This window comes from Devosia sp. Soil_C_22, assembly GCF_057657195.1.
This window is the reverse complement of record NZ_JBDGIY010000001.1, coordinates 2,405,681-2,423,090: the sequence shown is the minus strand read 5'-3', so window position 1 is coordinate 2,423,090 and position 17,410 is coordinate 2,405,681. Positions and strand designations below refer to the sequence as shown.

General features: G+C 66.0%; 10 protein-coding genes. 6 read left to right on the top strand and 4 right to left on the bottom strand.

Translation table 11 applies throughout. The annotated features are described in order from the left end of the window. The first annotated feature begins 288 nt into the window (after nt 1–288). From AC3A6I_RS11725 to AC3A6I_RS11710, 4 genes are all read left to right on the top strand, one after another. The gene (locus AC3A6I_RS11725; protein ID WP_487543882.1) at nt 289–3,675 is read left to right on the top strand and encodes a hybrid sensor histidine kinase/response regulator; all 3,387 of its coding nucleotides are present in this window, start codon (nt 289–291) and stop codon (nt 3,673–3,675) included. Next, complete coding sequence (locus AC3A6I_RS11720) at nt 3,665–4,594, top strand: response regulator (protein ID WP_487545017.1); 930 nt, start codon at nt 3,665–3,667, stop codon at nt 4,592–4,594. Before AC3A6I_RS11725 ends, AC3A6I_RS11720 begins: the two co-directional genes overlap by 11 nt. 635 nt (nt 4,595–5,229) lie before the next feature. Next, nucleotides 5,230–6,036, top strand: coding sequence for a hypothetical protein (locus AC3A6I_RS11715; protein ID WP_487543881.1), 807 nt, complete (start codon nt 5,230–5,232; stop codon nt 6,034–6,036). A 311-nt stretch (nt 6,037–6,347) separates the two neighbouring features. Continuing rightward, complete coding sequence (locus AC3A6I_RS11710) at nt 6,348–8,216, top strand: hypothetical protein (RefSeq protein ID WP_487543880.1); 1,869 nt, start codon at nt 6,348–6,350, stop codon at nt 8,214–8,216. 117 nt (nt 8,217–8,333) lie between these two features. Here the strand turns inward: AC3A6I_RS11710 and AC3A6I_RS11705 are convergent, their stop codons facing one another. The 4 genes from AC3A6I_RS11705 to AC3A6I_RS11690 form a co-directional block, all read right to left on the bottom strand. Beyond that, a complete protein-coding gene (locus AC3A6I_RS11705; RefSeq protein WP_487543879.1) occupies nt 8,334–11,468 on the bottom strand; it encodes an efflux RND transporter permease subunit in 3,135 nt (1,044 codons plus the stop codon). Nucleotides 11,469–11,631: 163 nt separating this feature from the next. Beyond that, nucleotides 11,632–12,822: an efflux RND transporter periplasmic adaptor subunit gene (locus AC3A6I_RS11700; RefSeq protein WP_487543878.1), complete on the bottom strand. Its 1,191-nt coding sequence runs from the start codon at nt 12,820–12,822 to the stop codon at nt 11,632–11,634. Between the two features lie 209 nt (nt 12,823–13,031). Beyond that, nucleotides 13,032–13,676 carry an ankyrin repeat domain-containing protein gene (locus AC3A6I_RS11695; protein WP_487543877.1) on the bottom strand — a complete coding sequence of 215 codons (645 nt, stop codon included), beginning with the start codon at nt 13,674–13,676 and terminating at the stop codon, nt 13,032–13,034. A 98-nt stretch (nt 13,677–13,774) separates the two neighbouring features. After that, nucleotides 13,775–14,281 carry a superoxide dismutase family protein gene (locus AC3A6I_RS11690; protein WP_487543876.1) on the bottom strand — a complete coding sequence of 169 codons (507 nt, stop codon included), beginning with the start codon at nt 14,279–14,281 and terminating at the stop codon, nt 13,775–13,777. Between the two features lie 184 nt (nt 14,282–14,465). On the opposite strand from AC3A6I_RS11690, the gene AC3A6I_RS11685 reads away from it, so the two are divergent. Together AC3A6I_RS11685 and AC3A6I_RS11680 are read left to right on the top strand one after the other, a co-directional pair. Continuing rightward, on the top strand, nt 14,466–16,637 hold the full coding sequence (locus AC3A6I_RS11685) for an FdhF/YdeP family oxidoreductase (RefSeq protein ID WP_487543875.1): 2,172 nt from the start codon (nt 14,466–14,468) through the stop codon (nt 16,635–16,637). Nucleotides 16,638–16,658: 21 nt separating this feature from the next. Continuing rightward, nucleotides 16,659–17,333 (top strand): DUF2461 domain-containing protein, encoded by a 675-nt coding sequence (locus AC3A6I_RS11680; protein WP_487543874.1) that lies wholly within the window; start codon nt 16,659–16,661, stop codon nt 17,331–17,333. The last annotated feature ends 77 nt before the right edge of the window (nt 17,334–17,410 follow it).

The window sequence follows — 17,410 nt, the reverse complement described above, 5'->3', positions numbered from 1 at the left end:
GGACGAAACCGGGAGGGGCCCTATACGTCGATTGACGTAGGTCGGCGTAGTAGACCCGCGATGCCGCGCTCCCCTCCCCCTTGAGGGGAGGGGTTGGGGGTGGGGGTCCATCGGTGATCACAGAACCACCCCCACCCTCGATCCCTCCCCTCAAGGGGGAGGGAGGCGATCATCGCGGACATCGGTGAGTCCATGGATTCCGCGTGACTGCCGCTCCGTCCGTGCTAAACAGGGCAGCGGCGCTTTTTTGAGCAGTAGTCCAGAATGGTGAGATTGTAGACACTGCCCATGGCCCGACAGCGGATTATTCACATTCGTCGCGACTATAACCGGTGGGTCGCCAACCAGACCCTCGAGGATTACGCGCTTCGCTTCACCGCTAAATCGGCGCGGCAGTTTTCGACTACGCGCATCTCGCACACGGCCATCGGCGCCATCTCGTTTCTTGCGCTCGAAGCGATCGGCGGGGCGATCACGCTCAGCTACGGCACGACCAATGCGATGGTGGCGATCGTCATCGCCTCGATCGCGATCCTCGCCGTCGGGCTGCCGATCGCGAACTATGCGACCAGGCACGGCGTCGATGTCGACCTGCTCACGCGCGGGGCGAGCTTTGGCTATATCGGCTCGACCATCACCTCGCTGATCTATGCGAGCTTCACCTTCATCCTGTTCGCCATCGAGGCCTCGATCATGTCGAGCGCGCTGGAACTGGCATTCGGCATCCCGCTCTGGCTCGGCTACATCATCAGCGCCGTGGTGGTGATCCCGCTGGTGACGCATGGGGTGAAGCTGATCAGCCGCTTCCAGCTGATCACCCAGCCGGTGTGGATTATCCTCAACATCCTGCCCTTCATCGCCATCGCGCTGGTCGACTGGCAGAAGATCGACATCTGGGTGGCGTTTGCCGGGCTGCACCAGGCAGCCGCCGAGCCGGGGACCTTTGCGCCGTTCGAAGTCGCAAAATTCGGCGCGGCCTCGGCAGTGATCCTGGCGCTGATGACGCAGATCGGCGAGCAGGTCGACTTCCTGCGCTTTCTCCCGGCCGACTGGAAGGCGAACAAGAAGCGCCACACGCTGGCGGTGTTCCTCGCCGGCGCCGGCTGGGTGGTGGTGGGAGCACCGAAGCTGCTGGCCGGCTCGTTCCTCGCCGTGCTGGCGCTGACCCATGGGGTGGCGCCCGAGCATGCCTCCGAGCCGGGGCAGATGTACGCCATCGCCTTCGGCTACATCATTCCCAACGAGACGCTGGCGCTGATCCTGATGGCGGTGTTCGTCGTGGTCAGCCAGCTCAAGATCAACGTGATGAACGCCTATGCCGGCTCGCTGGCATGGTCGAATTTCTTCTCGCGGCTGACGCACAGCCATCCGGGGCGTGTCGTCTGGCTGCTGTTCAACGTGGCCATCGCCCTGCTGCTGATGGAACTGGGCATTTACAAGCTGCTCGAGGCGACGCTGACGATCTTTTCGATCGTCGCCATGGCGTGGCTGTGCTCGATCTCCGCCGACCTGTTCGTCAACAAGCCGCTGGGGCTCGCGCCGCCCGGCATCGAGTTCAAGCGCGCCCATCTGTACGACATCAACCCGGTCGGGCTGGGGTCGATGACGATCTCCGCCACCGTGGCGCTGGTGGCGCATTTCGGCGCCTTCGGGCCGCTGGCCTCGTCGCTCGCACCCTATATCGCGCTGGTCGTCGCCTTCATCGCCTCGCCCACCATCGCCTGGGCCACCAAGGGCAAGTACTACCTGGCGCGAAAACCGCGGCAGGCGTGGGCGAACGAGAAGTCGATCACCTGCTCGATCTGCCAGCATCCGTTCGAGCCCGAGGACATGGCGTGGTGCCCGGCCTATGCGGCGCCGATCTGCTCGCTCTGCTGCTCGCTCGATGCGCGCTGCCACGACCTGTGCAAACCCAACGCGCATTTGCGCGCGCAGGCGCACGCGGTGGCGGCGACGATCCTGCCGGAATGGGCGGTGCAGAAGCTCCAGACCCGCGTCGGGCGCTACGGCGTGCTTGCCGGGGTCTCCACGCTAGCGATCGGGGCGCTGCTGGGGCTGATCTACTATTTCGCCTCGCGCGCCGCGCCGGAGACGGCCGAGGTGGTGGGCGGCACCATCGCGGTCGTTTTCTTCGTCTTCGCGGTGGTCGCCGGCATCGTCACCTGGTTCTTCGTCCTCGCGCAGGACAGCCGGGTGGTGGCCGAGGAGGAGAGCTCGCGTCAGAACACGCTGCTGCTCAAGGAAATCGCCGCGCATAGCCGCACCGACGCCGCCCTGCAGCAGGCCAAGGAGAAGGCCGAGGCCGCCAATCTCGCCAAGTCGCGCTATGTGGTGGGGTTGAGCCACGAGCTGCGTACCCCGCTCAATGCCGTGCTCGGCTATGCGCAGATCCTCGAGCGCGACGAGGCGGTGCCCAAGCATCGCAAGGGCTCGATCCAGGTGATCCGGCGCTCGGCCGAGCATCTATCGGGGCTGATCGACGGGCTGCTCGATATCTCCAAGATCGAGGCGGGGCGGCTGCAGGTCTATTCCAACGAGATCAACATCCACGATTTCCTCGACCAGATCGTCGACATGTTCCGGCTGCAGGCCGAGGCGCGCGGCCTGGAGTTCCGGCATTCGCGCGCGCCCGCCTTGCCGCAATTCGTGCGCACCGACGAGAAGCGGCTGCGCCAGATCCTCGTCAACCTGCTCTCCAACGCCATCAAGTTCACCGATGCGGGCTTTGTCGATTTCGCCGTCGAGTATCGCATGCAGGTCGCGACCTTCCGCGTCACCGATAGCGGCCACGGCATCCTCGCCGACGATCTGGGCCGCATCTTCGAGCCGTTCGAGCGCGGCAGTGCCGAGCGCAACAAGCTGTCGCCGGGGCTGGGCCTGGGGCTGACCATCACCAAGCTGCTGACCGAGACGCTGGGCGGCGAGATCACGGTGACGAGCACGCCGGGGCAGGGCTCCACCTTCCAGGTGCGGCTGATGCTGGCCAAGGTGGAGCGCGCCGTCGCAGCCGCCGCCGCGGATCGCCGGATCGTCGGCTATGCCGGGCTGCGCCGGACCGTGGTCGTCGTCGACGACAATGCCGAGCATCGCGAGCTGATGCGCGAGATGCTGTCGCCGCTCGATTTCACCGTGCTCACCGCCGTCGATGGGCCGGACTGCCTGACGCTGGTGCAGGATATCCGGCCCGACCTGTTCTTCGTCGACATCCTGATGCCGGGAATGAACGGCTGGGAGCTGGTCGAAAGACTGCGCGATGGCGGGCAGGCTGCCCCCATCCTGATGCTCTCGGCCAATATCGGCGACGGCGCGGCCAAGACCAATTCCGATGCCGGACACAACGACGCGATCGCCAAGCCCTTCAGCCTCAACCAGCTGCTCGACAAGGTCGCGACGCACCTGCAGCTCGACTGGGTGTTCGACGAGCCGCAGGGCCGCAGGAAGCCGGCCCCGCGCAAGCGCGAGGCCAAGCTGGTGTCGCCGGGGCCGGAGCATCTGCGCGAGTTGCTCGACCTGGGGCAAATCGGGCATGTGCGGGGCATCGACGTGAAGCTGAAGGCGCTGGCGGCAGCGCCGGAGAACGGCCCACTGGTCGAGCTGCTGCGGGCGCGCATCGAGGTGTTCGACCTCGATGGCTATCGGGAGGTGCTGGAGAGCGTGGGCGGTGATGATCGATAAGGAGCGCAGCCGCGAGATCGTGCTGGTCGTCGACGACTCGCCCGAGGCGCTCGGCTTTCTCACCGAGGCCATGGAGGCGGCGGGCGTTACGGTGCTGGTGGCGCGCAGCGGCGAGACCGGGCTCAACATTGCGCGACAGGTGGTGCCCGACATCATCCTGATGGACGCCGTGATGCCGGGGCTCGACGGCTTCGAGACCTGCCGGCGCATGAAGAAGCTGCCGGAAGTGGCGCATGTGCCGATCATTTTCATGACCGGGCTCACCGAGACCGAGCATGTCGTGCATGCCCTCGAGTCGGGCGGGGTCGACTACCTGACCAAGCCGATCAACATCGACGAGCTGCGCGCCCGCATCCGGGTGCATCTCGCCAATGCGCGCTCGGCCCAAAGTGCGCGCATTGCGCTCGACGCGGCGGGGCGGCACCTGATGGCGGTCGCCGCCAATGGCGAGATGCTGTGGACGACGCCGCAGGCGAGCCGCCTGCTCGATGCGCTCGGGCCGGGCGGGGCCGGCAGTCGCCTCGTGGCGCAGCGCGCCGGCAACTGGATCGGCGAGACTACGGCGCCCGAGGGGCGCGTAGGCGAAAGCTTTGCGCTCGAGCCGACCGCGGCGCGCGGGCTGCAACTGCTCTATCTCGGCGCCGTCGGCAGCGACGAGCATCTGTTCCGGCTCATCGCCTCGTCCGGGGAGAACCAGGACAACCTGTTGCGCCAGCTGTTCGGGCTGACGCAGCGCGAGAGCGAAGTGCTGCTGTGGATCGCGCGCGGCAAGTCCAACCGCGATATCGGCGATATCCTGGGGCTCAGCCCGCGTACGGTGAACAAGCACCTCGAGCAGGTCTACACCAAGCTCGGGGTCGAGAACCGCGCCTCCGCCGCGATCAAGGCCACGCACGCGCTGCAGCCGCTGGAGCAGTGAATCGGGTCCGCGTGACCTGCAACCAACCTGCACGGTGTCTCGTTACTCGCTCGATACGCCGACACACAGATCGGCGACGGACTATCGGCCGAGGCGGGAAGGGCTGACGCTCCCTTTTCGATCGACGCCGGTGGGGCGCGGAGCTTCGGCTTCGCGCCTTCTTTTTTTCGCCACATAAGTGGCGACGCTTAGCCGGAATGTGGCGACCCGTAACGGCAAGGTAAGCGTTCGTTGGCGATGGCGGCATGCGGCGGAGCGACCCGATCACGCATATTTCAATCACTTGCCCTCAGAAATAACGTCAAGCAACGGCCGTGCGCCCGTCTCTTTGTCCAATTGCGGGATTCTGTGTGAATCCCCGCTGTTGCCTGGCATTTTCTCGCCGCAATCCCTATGAGGTCGTCGTTGTCATTAGGCGCAAGCTATTGGTAGTGGCGTCAATTGTACGCGTTATCGCGTATAAGGATCGTCAAATAACCGTGCTAGGCGCATTTGCGTAATTAGTGCAATTGATTCAAACTAAGCTGCCGCGATGCAACCATTGCCGGAAACATCAGCTATCGTATTGCAACTGTTGGTGGCCAACTAGATTTCATGGCTGGCAGAAGGCTTGCCGACGTAACGGAGTGAGTGGGATGACGCGGAATATTTTGGTTCTTGCAACAGCGGCGATGTTCGCGGTGGGTTTGGCTACCGCACCGGCGAGCGCCGGGCTGCTCGGCAATCTTGGCAAGACTGTGGAGAAGACGGTCGACAAGGTGGTCGATACGGTCGACAAGACCGTCGATAAGGTCACCGGTACCGTCGACAACGCGGCCGGCACCAAGCTGGGCGATACCGTCGACAAGGTGGTGACCATCAACGACGACACCCCCGAGGGGCTCGTCAACCTCACGACCAAGGGCGAGAACCTGGTAACCGCCACGGTGGGACCGGATGGCAAGCCGCTGGTGCGTGCGGGCGTCGGCCTGCTCAACGAGCGGAACCTGGTGTCGCTGGACGTCGATGCGCTCGGCCTAGACGTCGACCTCGAGATCGGCATTTCCGATCCCAGCAATCCGAACGGGCCGCAGAACCCGAACAATCCGAATAACCCGGTGCTGGTCGGCAGCCTGGGCGGCGGCTCCACCTTCACGGTGACCTGTGCCGTGAACAACACCAAGACGCTGCTGCAGGTGGCGGTCAACGGCAAGCTCACTGCCTCCGAGATCAAGGCCTGGCGACGGGCCGCGAACGTACAGATCATCCCGGTCAAGCTGTGCCCGCAGGCCAAGTCGCAGATCGCCAAGCTGTTCGCGCGCAGCAAGAAGATCCTGCTGCTGCAGCGTGCGGTGACCACCGACGACCTGATCATGGCCTCGCTGAACCGCACCAGTTACGACGCCCGCGATGTGGCGGCCGTGCAGCGGCGCGGCCGACAGCTCGTGGTCTACGTTTACTGACCCTCCTCCTCCCGAACGGTCAGTTCCCTGAGGGCGCGGTTTCCGCGCCCTTTCTTTTTGATTAACGCGAAATCCAAATTCGTTCGTAACAAGTATAAACACGTGATCCGAAGTACGTATCCGCACGCATGAAGGTTTACTGTAACTGATAGGTTCCTGTCAGGTTGGCGCTCCTAGGCTCGATGCTACGTTGTGGCAAAAGGAGATAGGTCATGCGACGGAGTAGCTGCGCCATACTGGCTGCATTTCTACTTACTACTAGCGCGTTAGTCACATCGGCGAGCGCGCTTGACCTTGGCGGAATTATCAGCGTGGACAGCGGTAACGCGGGTAACGACTCCGCCATCAATATCGGCCTGGGCGGCGATGACGACAGTTCCATCGGTATCAACCTGGGCAGCGGCGGCGATGACGACAACGATGTCGACCTCGATCTCGGCGACGATGACGATGGTGACGGCGGTACCGACCTGGGTGTGAACCTGGGGAATGGCGACGACAACGACATTGGCGTCGACCTTGGTTCCGATAACGACAATGGCGGCCTGCTTGGCGGCATTCTCGGCGGCAGCGACGACGACGATGACGACGATGGCCTGCTCGGCAACCTCCTCGGCGGTGGCGGGGATGACGACGGCTTGCTCGGTGGTGTCCTCGGCGGTGGTGACGGTGATGGCCTGCTGGGCGGCGTGCTCGGCGGCGGTGACGGCGACGATGGCCTGCTCGATGGCCTGCTGGGTGGCGACGGAGGTCTTGGTGATCTCGGCGACATCGATCTCGGCCTGACCGGCAACGACAACCTGCTCGACGATCTGGGGCTGGGCGACGGCGACGAGGACCTGCTCGGCAACCTGCTCGGTGACGACGGCCTGCTCGGCGATGACGGGCTCCTCGGTGACGATGGCCTGCTGGGTGATGTCGATCTCGACAATCTGCTCGGCGGCGACGGGCTGCTCGGTGGAGACGTGCTCAGCGACGGCCTGCTCGGGGATGTCGATCTCGACAACCTGCTTGGCGGCGATGGCCTGCTGGGTGGAGACATCCTCGGTGGGGACGTACTCGGAGAAGGTCTGCTGGGCGATGTCGATCTCGACAACCTGCTCGGTGGCGATGGCCTCCTGGGTGGCGACATCCTGGGTGGCGGTGTGCTCGGCGACGAAGGCCTGCTCGGCAATGTCGGCGTCGGCGACATCCTCGGCGGTGACGGGCTGGTCGGCGACATCGACCTCGACAACCTGCTTGGCGACGGGGTCGGCGGTATCCTCAACAGCGAGGACGGCCTGCTGGGCAATGTCGGACTCGACCTTCTCACCGGCGACGAGGGCGTGCTGAATGGCGGCATCCTCAACGGTGAAGACGGGTTGCTCGGCAACGTCGGGCTGGATCTGCTGACGGGCGACGAAGGCGTGCTCAGCAATGCCGGGCTCGATCTGCTGACCGGCGATGAAGGCCTGCTGAACAATGTCGGGCTGGACCTGTTGAGCGGCGACGAGGGCCTGCTCAGCAATCTCGACCTTATCACTGGCGACGAGGGCGTGCTGAACGACCTCGGCATTCTCACCGGCGATGAGGGCCTGCTCAACGGGCTCAATGTCAGCCGGGTGCTCGACCTCGGCAATGGCCTGAACCTCGACGATACGCTCGACCTCGGCGATGTCGGCCTGCTCGATCTGGGCGACCTCGACCTCAGCAACCTGCTGAATCTGGGTGGTATCGACCTCGGCGGCATCGATATCGACCTGGGTGGCGGCGACAACGGTCCTGGTGGCCCTGGTGGTCCCGGCGGTCCGGGAGGCCCCGGCGGTCCTGGCGGTCCGGGAGGTCCCGGTGGCCCCGGCGGTAACGGCGGTGGTGGCGGCAGCGCCAGCGTCATGCGGAACATGGCCAATGCCAACTGCGACGTCGCCGAGGCCAAGAAGGTGATCGCGCTGGCCGGCCAGGCCCGGATCGATCGGCGCCTGCTCGTTGCCTACCGCGTCGCGCCGACCGTGCGTGTCGTGCCGATCCACCTGTGCGCCGAGCTGCGCAACCGGGTGCTCGCCATCCTCGCCAAGAGCGGCAAGGTGCGTGCGGTGCAGACGGTGCTGAATGCGAACAACGCGTTCAACGGCAGCGGCCCGCGTTCCGCGGTCGTCTCGGCCACGATCCAGGGCGGCCAGGTGGTGGTCTACACGATCTGACGCCCAGTGGGCGGGCCGCGACGCCCGCCCTCATCCAGGTTCCGGCACCCACCCCCAGCCGGAACATTCGAGGGGACGCAGGAGCTGGCTCGCTCCTGCGTCCTTCTCTTTGTGAAGCTACTCCGCCGGGGCAGGGGGGGCGCCGGCCTCGGCCCTCGCCGCGTCGGCGAGCTCGCGCTCGAGGCGCGCCTCCTCCTCGGCCTTGGGCTTGGCGAAGCCGGCGAGCAGCAGGTAGGCGACCGGGGTGAGGTAGAGCGTCGCCACCGCCGCGAGGCTCAGGCCGCCGACCATGATCCAGCCCAGCGCGGCGCGGGCCTCCGAGCCGGCCCCGCCGGCGACGATCAGCGGCACGCCGCCTAGCACGGTGGCGATCATCGTCATCACCACCGGACGCAGGCGGATATTGGCGGCGTTCTCGATCGCCTCGGGCACCGTCTGGCCGCGGTCGCGCAACTGGTTGGCGAACTCGACGATGAGGATGCCGTTCTTGGCCATGATGCCCACGACGAGCACCAGCCCGATCTGGCTGTAGACATTCATGGTGACGCCGGTGAGCAGCATGGCGAACACGGCGCAGGCGAGCCCGAACGGCACCGTCGCCATGACGATGATGGCGCTCCACACGCTCTCGAACTGCGCGGCGAGCACGAGCAGGATCACCACCAGCGCGAAGCCGAAGGTGACGATCAGCCCGTTATTGCTCTCGCCCAGGGTCTTGGCCTCGGCCATCGGCACGATGCCGGCGCCGTCGGGCAGCATGGGCTGGGCAATGGCGACCGCCTCGTTGTAGGCGTCGCCGAGCGCGAACCCGTCGGTCAGCGCCGCGGTCACGGTCACGGCGCGGCGCTGCTGCTCGCGGCCGAGCGAGGGGGCGATCGGCTCCTCGCGCAGGCTGGCAATGGTCGACATCGGCACGTAGCGGCCGTCGGCGGTCCGGACGAAGATCGACTCGAGGTCGGCCGGATCGTTCACCGGGTTCGCCGTCGACAGCATGCGCACGTCGTAGCTCTGGTCGTTGATGAACACCGTGCCGATGTCGGAGCCGTCGATCATGGCCTGCATCGTCGTCGACAGGCCATTGATGTCGATGCCGAGCTGCGCCGCCTTCTCGCGGTCGATGCTGAGGGTCAGCTGCGGCTGGGTGGTCTCGTAGTTCACCGAGACGCGGCCCCATTTCTCGTCCTTTTCGAGCTCGGTCTTGATCGCGTTGGCGGCGGTGGACAGGGTCTCGTAATTGTCGCCGAGCAGGGCGAATTGCAGGCCCGAGCCGCCGCCGCGCACGCCCAGGCTGTTGCCGGAGCGGGCATTGGCGCGCACGCCCGGCACGTTGACCAGCTGCTGGGTGATCTCGGCGGTGATCTGCTGCTGGCTGCGGTCGCGATGCTCCCAGTCGGCCAGCGTCATGGCGATGAAGCCGTTGCTGGTGTTGGAGCCGAAGCCCGAGACCGAGAAAATGCTGGTGGCCTCGCCGCTCGCCACATAGGGCTGCAGGATCTCCTCGATCTTCTGCATCTGGGTGCGGGTGAAATCGAGGCTGACCGTATTGGGCGCGTTGACGCTGATCGACACCGAGCCGCGATCTTCGGGCGGCGTCAGTTCCTGCCGCAGCGTGCCGAACACCAGCCAGGCGGCGCCGGCGAAGGCCAGGGCGGCGATGATCACCACCAGTGGATTGCGCAGGGCCCAGCGCAAGGTGACGCGGTAGATGCCGGCGAGCACGCCGCCGAAGCGCTCGACCAGGTTGGGCGGCCGCTCGGCATGCGGCTTCAGCATGCGCGAGGCGAGCATGGGCGCGAGCGACAGCGCCACCACGGCGGAGAGGCCCACCGCGATGGCGAGGGTGAAGCCGAACTCGCGAAAGAGCAGACCCGTCTGCCCCGGCAGGAACGAGATCGGGATGAACACCGCAGCGAGCGTCACCGAGGTGGCGATGACGGCGAAGAACACTTCCTGGGTGCCGAGCACGGCGGCGGCGCGTGGTCCCAACCCCATGGCGCGGCGGCGGGTGATGTTCTCGAGCACCACGATCGCGTCATCCACAACGAGCCCGGTGGCGATCACAAGCGCCAGCAATGTCAGGATGTTGAGGGAAAATCCGAATGCATAGATTCCGGCCACCGTGCCGATCAGCGCCACCGGCATGGTGAGCGCCGGAATGAAGGTGGCGCGCCAATCGAGCAGGAACAGGAAGATGATGGCGATGACGCCGACCACGGCGATCAGCAGCGAACGCTCGACCTCGTGGATGGCGCCGCGGATGAACACGGACTCGTCGGACGAGATCTTGATGTTGACGCCCGGGGGCAGGGCGGTCTTCAGCTCCTCGACCGCCTTCTGCACGCCGTCCGAGATCTGCACGCTGTTGGACTGCGCCTGGCGCACGACGCCGACGCCGATGCCGGATTTGCCGTCGGAGCGCAGGCCCGAGTTGGAGGCGCCGGGCGAGAACACGACGCTCGCCACGTCGCCCAGCCGGGTGCCGTCCTTGATGACGATATTCTCGAACTGCTCGGGCGTGTTCACCTCGGCCACGGCGCGCACGGCGATGTTCTGGTTGGTGCCGTTGATCGAGCCGGCCGGGCTGTCGAAGGCCATGGTCGAGAGCGCCGAGCGGATGTCGGCGACGGTCAGCCCCAGGCTCGCGAGCTTGACCTGGTCGACGTCGATCTCGAACACGCGCGTCTGGCTGCCATTGATCTGCACGTCGGCGACGCCCGGGATCGAGGCGAGGCGCTCCGAGATCGTGGTCTCGGCCAGTTCGCTCAGCTCGTCGCGGCTCAGCGTGTCGGAGGTGACGGCAAGCTGCATGATCGCCTGCGCGTTGGAGTCCGCCTTGACGATCACCGGATCGTCGGCATCGTCGGGCAGGCGGTTGCTGATGCGGCCGAGCGCGTCGCGGATGTCGGAGGTTGCGTTGTCGAGATTGGTGCCGTCGGCAAAGGTGATCGACACACGGCTGCGGCCGTAGTTCGAGTCCGACGAGATTTCGGCGACGCCCTGCACGCGGGCGACGACGCCCTCGATCTCGGCGGTGATCTCGCGATCCACCGTCTCGGCCGAGGCACCGGAGAAGCTGGTCGACACCGACAGGGTCGGGCGCTCGACGCTGGGCAGCTCGCGTACCTCGACACCGATGAAGGCGGCGAGGCCGGCAACGATGATCAGCGCACTGACCACGATGGCCAGCACCGGCCGGCGCACGAACAGCCCGGCAATCGCGCCCCCGCGCTCGTTCTGGGACTGGATGCTCATGAGGCGGCTCCGGTGTCAGAGTGTGCGGCCACCCCCCTCCCGGCCTCCCCCACAAGGGGGGAGGTGGAGAGCGGGGCTTGTGGCTCGATCGTGCCTCGTGCACCGGCAGGCACCTCCCCCCTTGTGGGGGAGGTTGGGAGGGGGGTGGCTACGCACTCGATGCTCATGACGGGTTCCCCCCGCCCTGGCGCTGTCCTTCACCCGCATCAGCACCCGTACCCGTATCATCAAGCAGGCGCACGGTGGCGCCCGGGCTCAGCTGCTGTACGCCCTGGGTCACAACCTGGTCGCCGCCAGCGAGCTCGGCTTTCACCAGCACGCCGTCGGAGTTGCGCTGGATGATTTCGACCGGGGTACGCTCGACCTTGCCGTCGGCGTATTTCCACAGGTAGCTGCCCTCGCTCGACCACTGGATGGCGAGCGGGTCGACGGCCGGGAACGCCTCGCCGGGGAAGCCGAGGCTGACCGAAAAGCTCATGCCGGGGCGGAGTCGGCCGTCCTCGTTGGGGATCATGGCTTCGACCTTGAGCGTGCGGCTCGCCGTGTCGATGCGGTTGTCGACGGCGCTGACCGTGCCGTCGATGCCGACGCCGGGCAGGGCCACGGCGCTCGCCGTCAGCGGCATGCCGACGGCGATCGAGGGGGCATAGCGCTCGGGCACCCAGAAGCTCACCTTGATCGACGAGATGTCCTCGATGGTGGTGACGACGCTCTGCGCGGTCACGGCATTGCCGGCGCTGACCTGGAACAGGCCGACGGTACCGGCGATGGGGGTGGTGATGGTGCGGCGGGTGAGCGCCAGCTCGGCATTCTGCAGCTCGAGCCGGGCGTTGTCGTAGGCGAGCTGGGCCGCGGCCACCGAAACGGAGGTGGCGTTGTTGGCGCGGGCGAGCTCGTTGGTGCGGGTGAGGGCGGTCTCGGCGTCGGTGAAGGCGAGGCGGGCACGCTCGGCGGCGATCTCCTCGGCATCGGCATCGAGGACGCCGATCACGTCGTTGGCGGCGACCTCCTGGCCGGGCGAGACGCGCAGCTCGCGCAGCGTGCCGGTCGCCGGCGACATCACCGTCACCGACTGGGTCGCAGCGCCCTCGCCGATGGCGGAGAGCTTGTCGTTGATGGTCGCCAGCACCACCGGAGCGGTGACCACGACCATGGTGCGCGCGCCACCGCGGCCACCACCGCCCGGGCCACCGCCGCGCTGGCTGGCGGGACCGGTGGCAGCTTCCGCCTGTTGCAGGAAGGGTAGATCAACGCCGAAGCGCCGAAGAATGTCGGGGGCGCCGGGCACGAAGAAAACATACGCCGCCGCAGCCGCGCCCACGATGACGAGCGAAAGCAATACCTGCCGGATCAATCCAATATCCCAAGAGTCTCAGCCCGCTCGAGGCGGGGCACAAATCGGGGCGGACGATACCATCCGCGCCATGAGCAGCACATTAATTCCCAGTAACGTTGCCGTGGCCTGTCGGCCGGGCACTGAGGTTCAGCCCCTCACTTCCTCTCCCCGACGGGGCGAGGAGGCGGGCAGCCTCGACATGTGCGCTGCGCTATTGAGTCCCGACCCTAGTGCCGCTGCAACAGGTCCGCCAGCCAGTCGTTGCCGGCGGCGCGGGCGATGGCCGCCGCATCCTCACCTTTGGCGTTGCGTTGACTGGCGTCGGCGCCATAGAGCAGCAGCAGGCCGGCCATGGCCGCATCGCCATGCTGGGCGGCGGCGTGCAGCGGCGTGAAGCCGTCCGCCTGGACCTGGTTGGGGTCGGCGCCGGCGCGCAGCAGCTTCTCGACCATGGGAGCGCAGCGCTTGGCGGCGGCGGCGTGCAAGGCCGCAACCTTCTGGGCATTTTCGGCCGGCGCGTTGATGTCGCGGGTCAGCGGCAGCAGCAGGTCGAAGGCCTCCGGATTCTCGAAGAAGGCAGCGAGCGCCAGCGGGGTGAAGCCGTCGGGCGAGCGGGCATTGGCATCCCAGCCCGAGGCGAGCGCGGCTTCCAGCCGGGCGCCGTCGCGGAGGATGATCGCTTCATGCGGATCGAGGTCGCGCAGGCGGGCGCGGATAGCGGAAATGGCGCCGACATTGCCCATGTAGGCAGCCCAGGCGACGAGCGAGGCGCCCGAGGAATGGCGGGTGTCCACCAGCCCGGGATCGTAAGAGAGGGCGGCGCGCAGGCCGTCGAGATCGCCCTTCAGGACCAGATCGAACGGATCGCTCATGGGGCGAGCATACGCGTAAGCGACGTTCACTTGAAGTGGCCTCCCACAGCTACGACCGGCAGGCGATGAACGTCACCGCCTGCCGGAGGTTCCGTGCGTCATTGGCTGCCTTGTATGATGCCGCACGCGAACCGATCGCCGGAGTTCCCGGAGGGGTCGGTCTTGTAGTCGTCAGGGTCGTTGTGGACGACGAGCGCCGAGCCGTCGCCCTCCAGCAGCTCGGCCAGGGTGACGTTCTCGTTGTGCAGGTCGACAGTAACCTCGCCGTCATCGTTGGCGGTGATGTTCATCAGGTCCCCTGCATGCGGACCTTCGGGATTTTCCATGCCGTGCTTGTGGTCGGCCGGCTCGTAATGCGCGCCGGCGGTCTCGAATTGAGTGACGGTGTCGCACATGGCGGTCTCATGGATATGGAAGCCATGGTCGCCATTGGGCACGCCGGTCAACTCGCCGGTGATATGGACTCCGCCCTCCATCTCGGTGAGTTCCAGCGTGCCGAGCGAGGTGCCCGACTGGTCCATCATCACGGCTGTCGCGCCAGTCTGGGCAAGGGCCGGCAGCGTCAGCGCGGCAAAGGCGGCAAGCGCAAGGGCGTGGCGTTTCATCAAATTCCTCCTGGCAATGAAGAGGAACGCCGTTCAGGTGGCTCCGTTCCGTCAGACCCGACGGATCGCGCTGGGCTGCGCGACCTGCTCCATGTCGAGCGTGGCCGCACCCTGCTGCGCAAGGCCGATTGCAGCCGCTTTGACGGATGCCCTACGGATGCTAGCCTGCTTGCGAGGAGTTGCCATGACGATCGACGACAAGCCCCGCATCGTCGGTGGCGGACCCAAGAAGCTTCTGTATACGGTCGAGACCATCCGCAAGATGGGTGTCGGCAAGGCGGCCAAGGCACTCACTTCGCACAATGCCTGCAAGGCCTGCGCCTATGGCATGGGCGGCCAGCGCGGCGGCATGACCAACGAGCTGGGCGAGTTCCCGTCGGTCTGCAACAAGTCGGTGCAGGCGCAATCGACCGATATCCAGCCGGCCATTCCAGACGAGGCCTTCCTCCATCCGCTCAGCGACCTGCAGCAGCTCTCGGGTCGCGAGATGGAAAAGCTCGGCCGGCTCAACACGCCGCTATTCAAGGCGCGCGGCGCCGACCGCTTCGAGCCGGTGAACTGGGACTTTGCCATCGCCCATGCGGCGGCCAACCTCAAGACCACCGAACCGAACCGGACGTTCTTCTACTCCTCCGGCCGCTCGTCCAACGAAGCCGGCTTCGTGTTCCAGCTCTTGGCGCGCGCCTGGGGCACCAACAACGTCAACAACTGCTCCTACTATTGCCACCAGGCGACCAGTGAGGGGCTGGCCACCACCATCGGCAAGGGTACGGCCACGGTCGAGCTCGAGGACCTGACCGGCGCCGACCTGATCTTCGTCATCGGCGCCAACCCATCGTCGAACCACCCGCGCTTCATCCACATGCTGAAGCACTGCCGCGACCGGGGTGGCGATGTGATCGTCATCAACCCGGCGCGCGAGCCGGGGCTGGTGAAGTTCGCCGTGCCGAAGTCGCCGAGCTCGATGCTGTCGGGCGGCACCGAGATCGCGTCCGACTATCTCCAGCCGCGCATCGGCACCGATGTCTGGCTGTTCAAGGGGCTGATGAAGGCCATCCTCGCGATGGGCGCCGAGGATAAATCGTTCATCGAGCGACACACGTCGGGCTACGCCGATTTGTTGGCCGATCTTCATGCACTAAGCCTGGACCAAGTGGCGGAAGTCACCGGTGTAACGGTCGAAAGTCTGGAGCGTGTCGCCACCGCCTATGCCCGCCGGCAGAATGTCGTGTTCGCCTGGGGCATGGGCATGACTCACCACCTGCACGGCGTCGAAAATGTCGAGGCCATCGCCAACCTGGCGCTGCTCAGAGGCATGATCGGCAAGCGCTATTCCGGCCTCTTGCCGCTGCGCGGGCACTCGAACGTGCAGGGCATCGGTACCATCGGGGTGAAGCCGGTCGTGTCTGAGTCCGTGTTCGCCGCCATGGAGCAGTCCTTCGGCATAAACCTCAGCCGCGCCAAGGGCTTGGATACCATGGCCGGGCTCGAAGCAGCCGAGCGCGGCGAGATCGATGCGGCCGTGATCATGGGCGGGAACCTCTGGGGCGCAACGCCCGACACGGCCTTTTCCACCCGCGCCATGGAGCGCATCGGCTTCAAGCTGTTCCTCACCACCACGCTCAACCGGGGCCACGTGCATGGACTGGGCGAGGGCGAGGTGCTGATCCTCCCCGTCACCGCCCGCGACGAGGAATGGTCGCCGACCACACAGGAATCGATGTTCAACTATGTCCGCCTGTCGGATGGCGGCATCAATCGGCTGAGCAACGTGCGGCCCGAAACGGTGATCCTCTCCGACCTCGCCCAGCAGCTGCTGCCGGGCTCGCCGATCCCGTTCGAACGATTCAAGGAACACCGGCAAGTCCGTGAAGCGATTGCGAAAATCGTTCCCGGCATGGAGCAGCTAGCCGATATCGATGTGGCCAAGCGCGAGTTCCACATCCGCAATCGGGTGATGCACGCGCCGGAGTTCGGCACCAAGGATGGCAAGGCGCATTTCGTGGTGACGCCGCTGCCCAGGCCGCCCGGCCGGCTGACGCTCGCCACCGTCCGCTCGGAAGGCCAGTTCAACACCATCATCTACGAGGAGCAGGACGGCTACCGGCTGAAGGCGGGCCGCGACGCCATCTTCCTCAGCCGCGAGGACATGGCGGCGCGCGGCCTCAGCGATGGGCAGCGGGTGACCGTCGCCTCCGACCATGGCCGGATGGAAGGCACTGCCACGGCCTTCGACCTGCCTCCCGGCTCCGCGCTGGCTTACTACCCCGAGGCCAACGTATTGTGCGGGACGGCGGTCGATCCGCGCTCTAAGACCCCCGCCTTCAAATCCGTGCCGATCTGGATCGAAGCCTGAACACCGGTTCGGAAGTTTCCAATGACCGCCTTCACCAGTAAGACCCTGGACTTCCTCAAGGGCATCGCCGCGCACAACGAGAAGGCGTGGTTCGAGGCCAACCGACCACTCTATGAAGCCGGCTATGTCGAGCCGGCCAAGGCCTTCGTCAGCATGCTGGGCGAGCGGCTGCGCGCCATCGCGCCGGACGTGCATTTCGAGCCGCGGATCAACGGCTCGATCGGACGGATCAATCGCGACATCCGGTTCTCCAACGATAAGCGACCCTACAAGGACCATCTCGACCTGTGGTTCTGGCTTGGCGACACCAAAGGCTGGGACCGGCCGGGCTTCTGGTTCAGCCTCAGCGCCGACAAGGCTTTTGGCGGCACCGGCATCTACCAGTTCATGGGCGAACAGCTCGATGGCTTCCGCCAGTCCGCCATCCACCCGCGCTCGGGCAAGGCGCTGATGGCGGCGATGGCCGAGGTTAGCGCCAAGGGTTACGAGATCGGCGGCAAGACGCGCAAGCGCCCGCCAGCCGGGCTGGAGATCGCGCCGGAACGGGCCGAGCTGCTGCTCTACGAGGGCCTGCATGCCGGCTTCGAGCTGCCGTCGTCCGCCGCGCTCGAGCCCGATTTCATCGACCAGCTTGTTCGGCGCTATGCCGACACCTGGCCGATCGGCAAATGGATCGCCGACGAAGTGGCGGACTGACATAGCTGCCATACCAGTGGCGCATGACAAACGTCATCATGCTTTACCTTTTGCATCGGGGGCTCGTGCGTAACTCA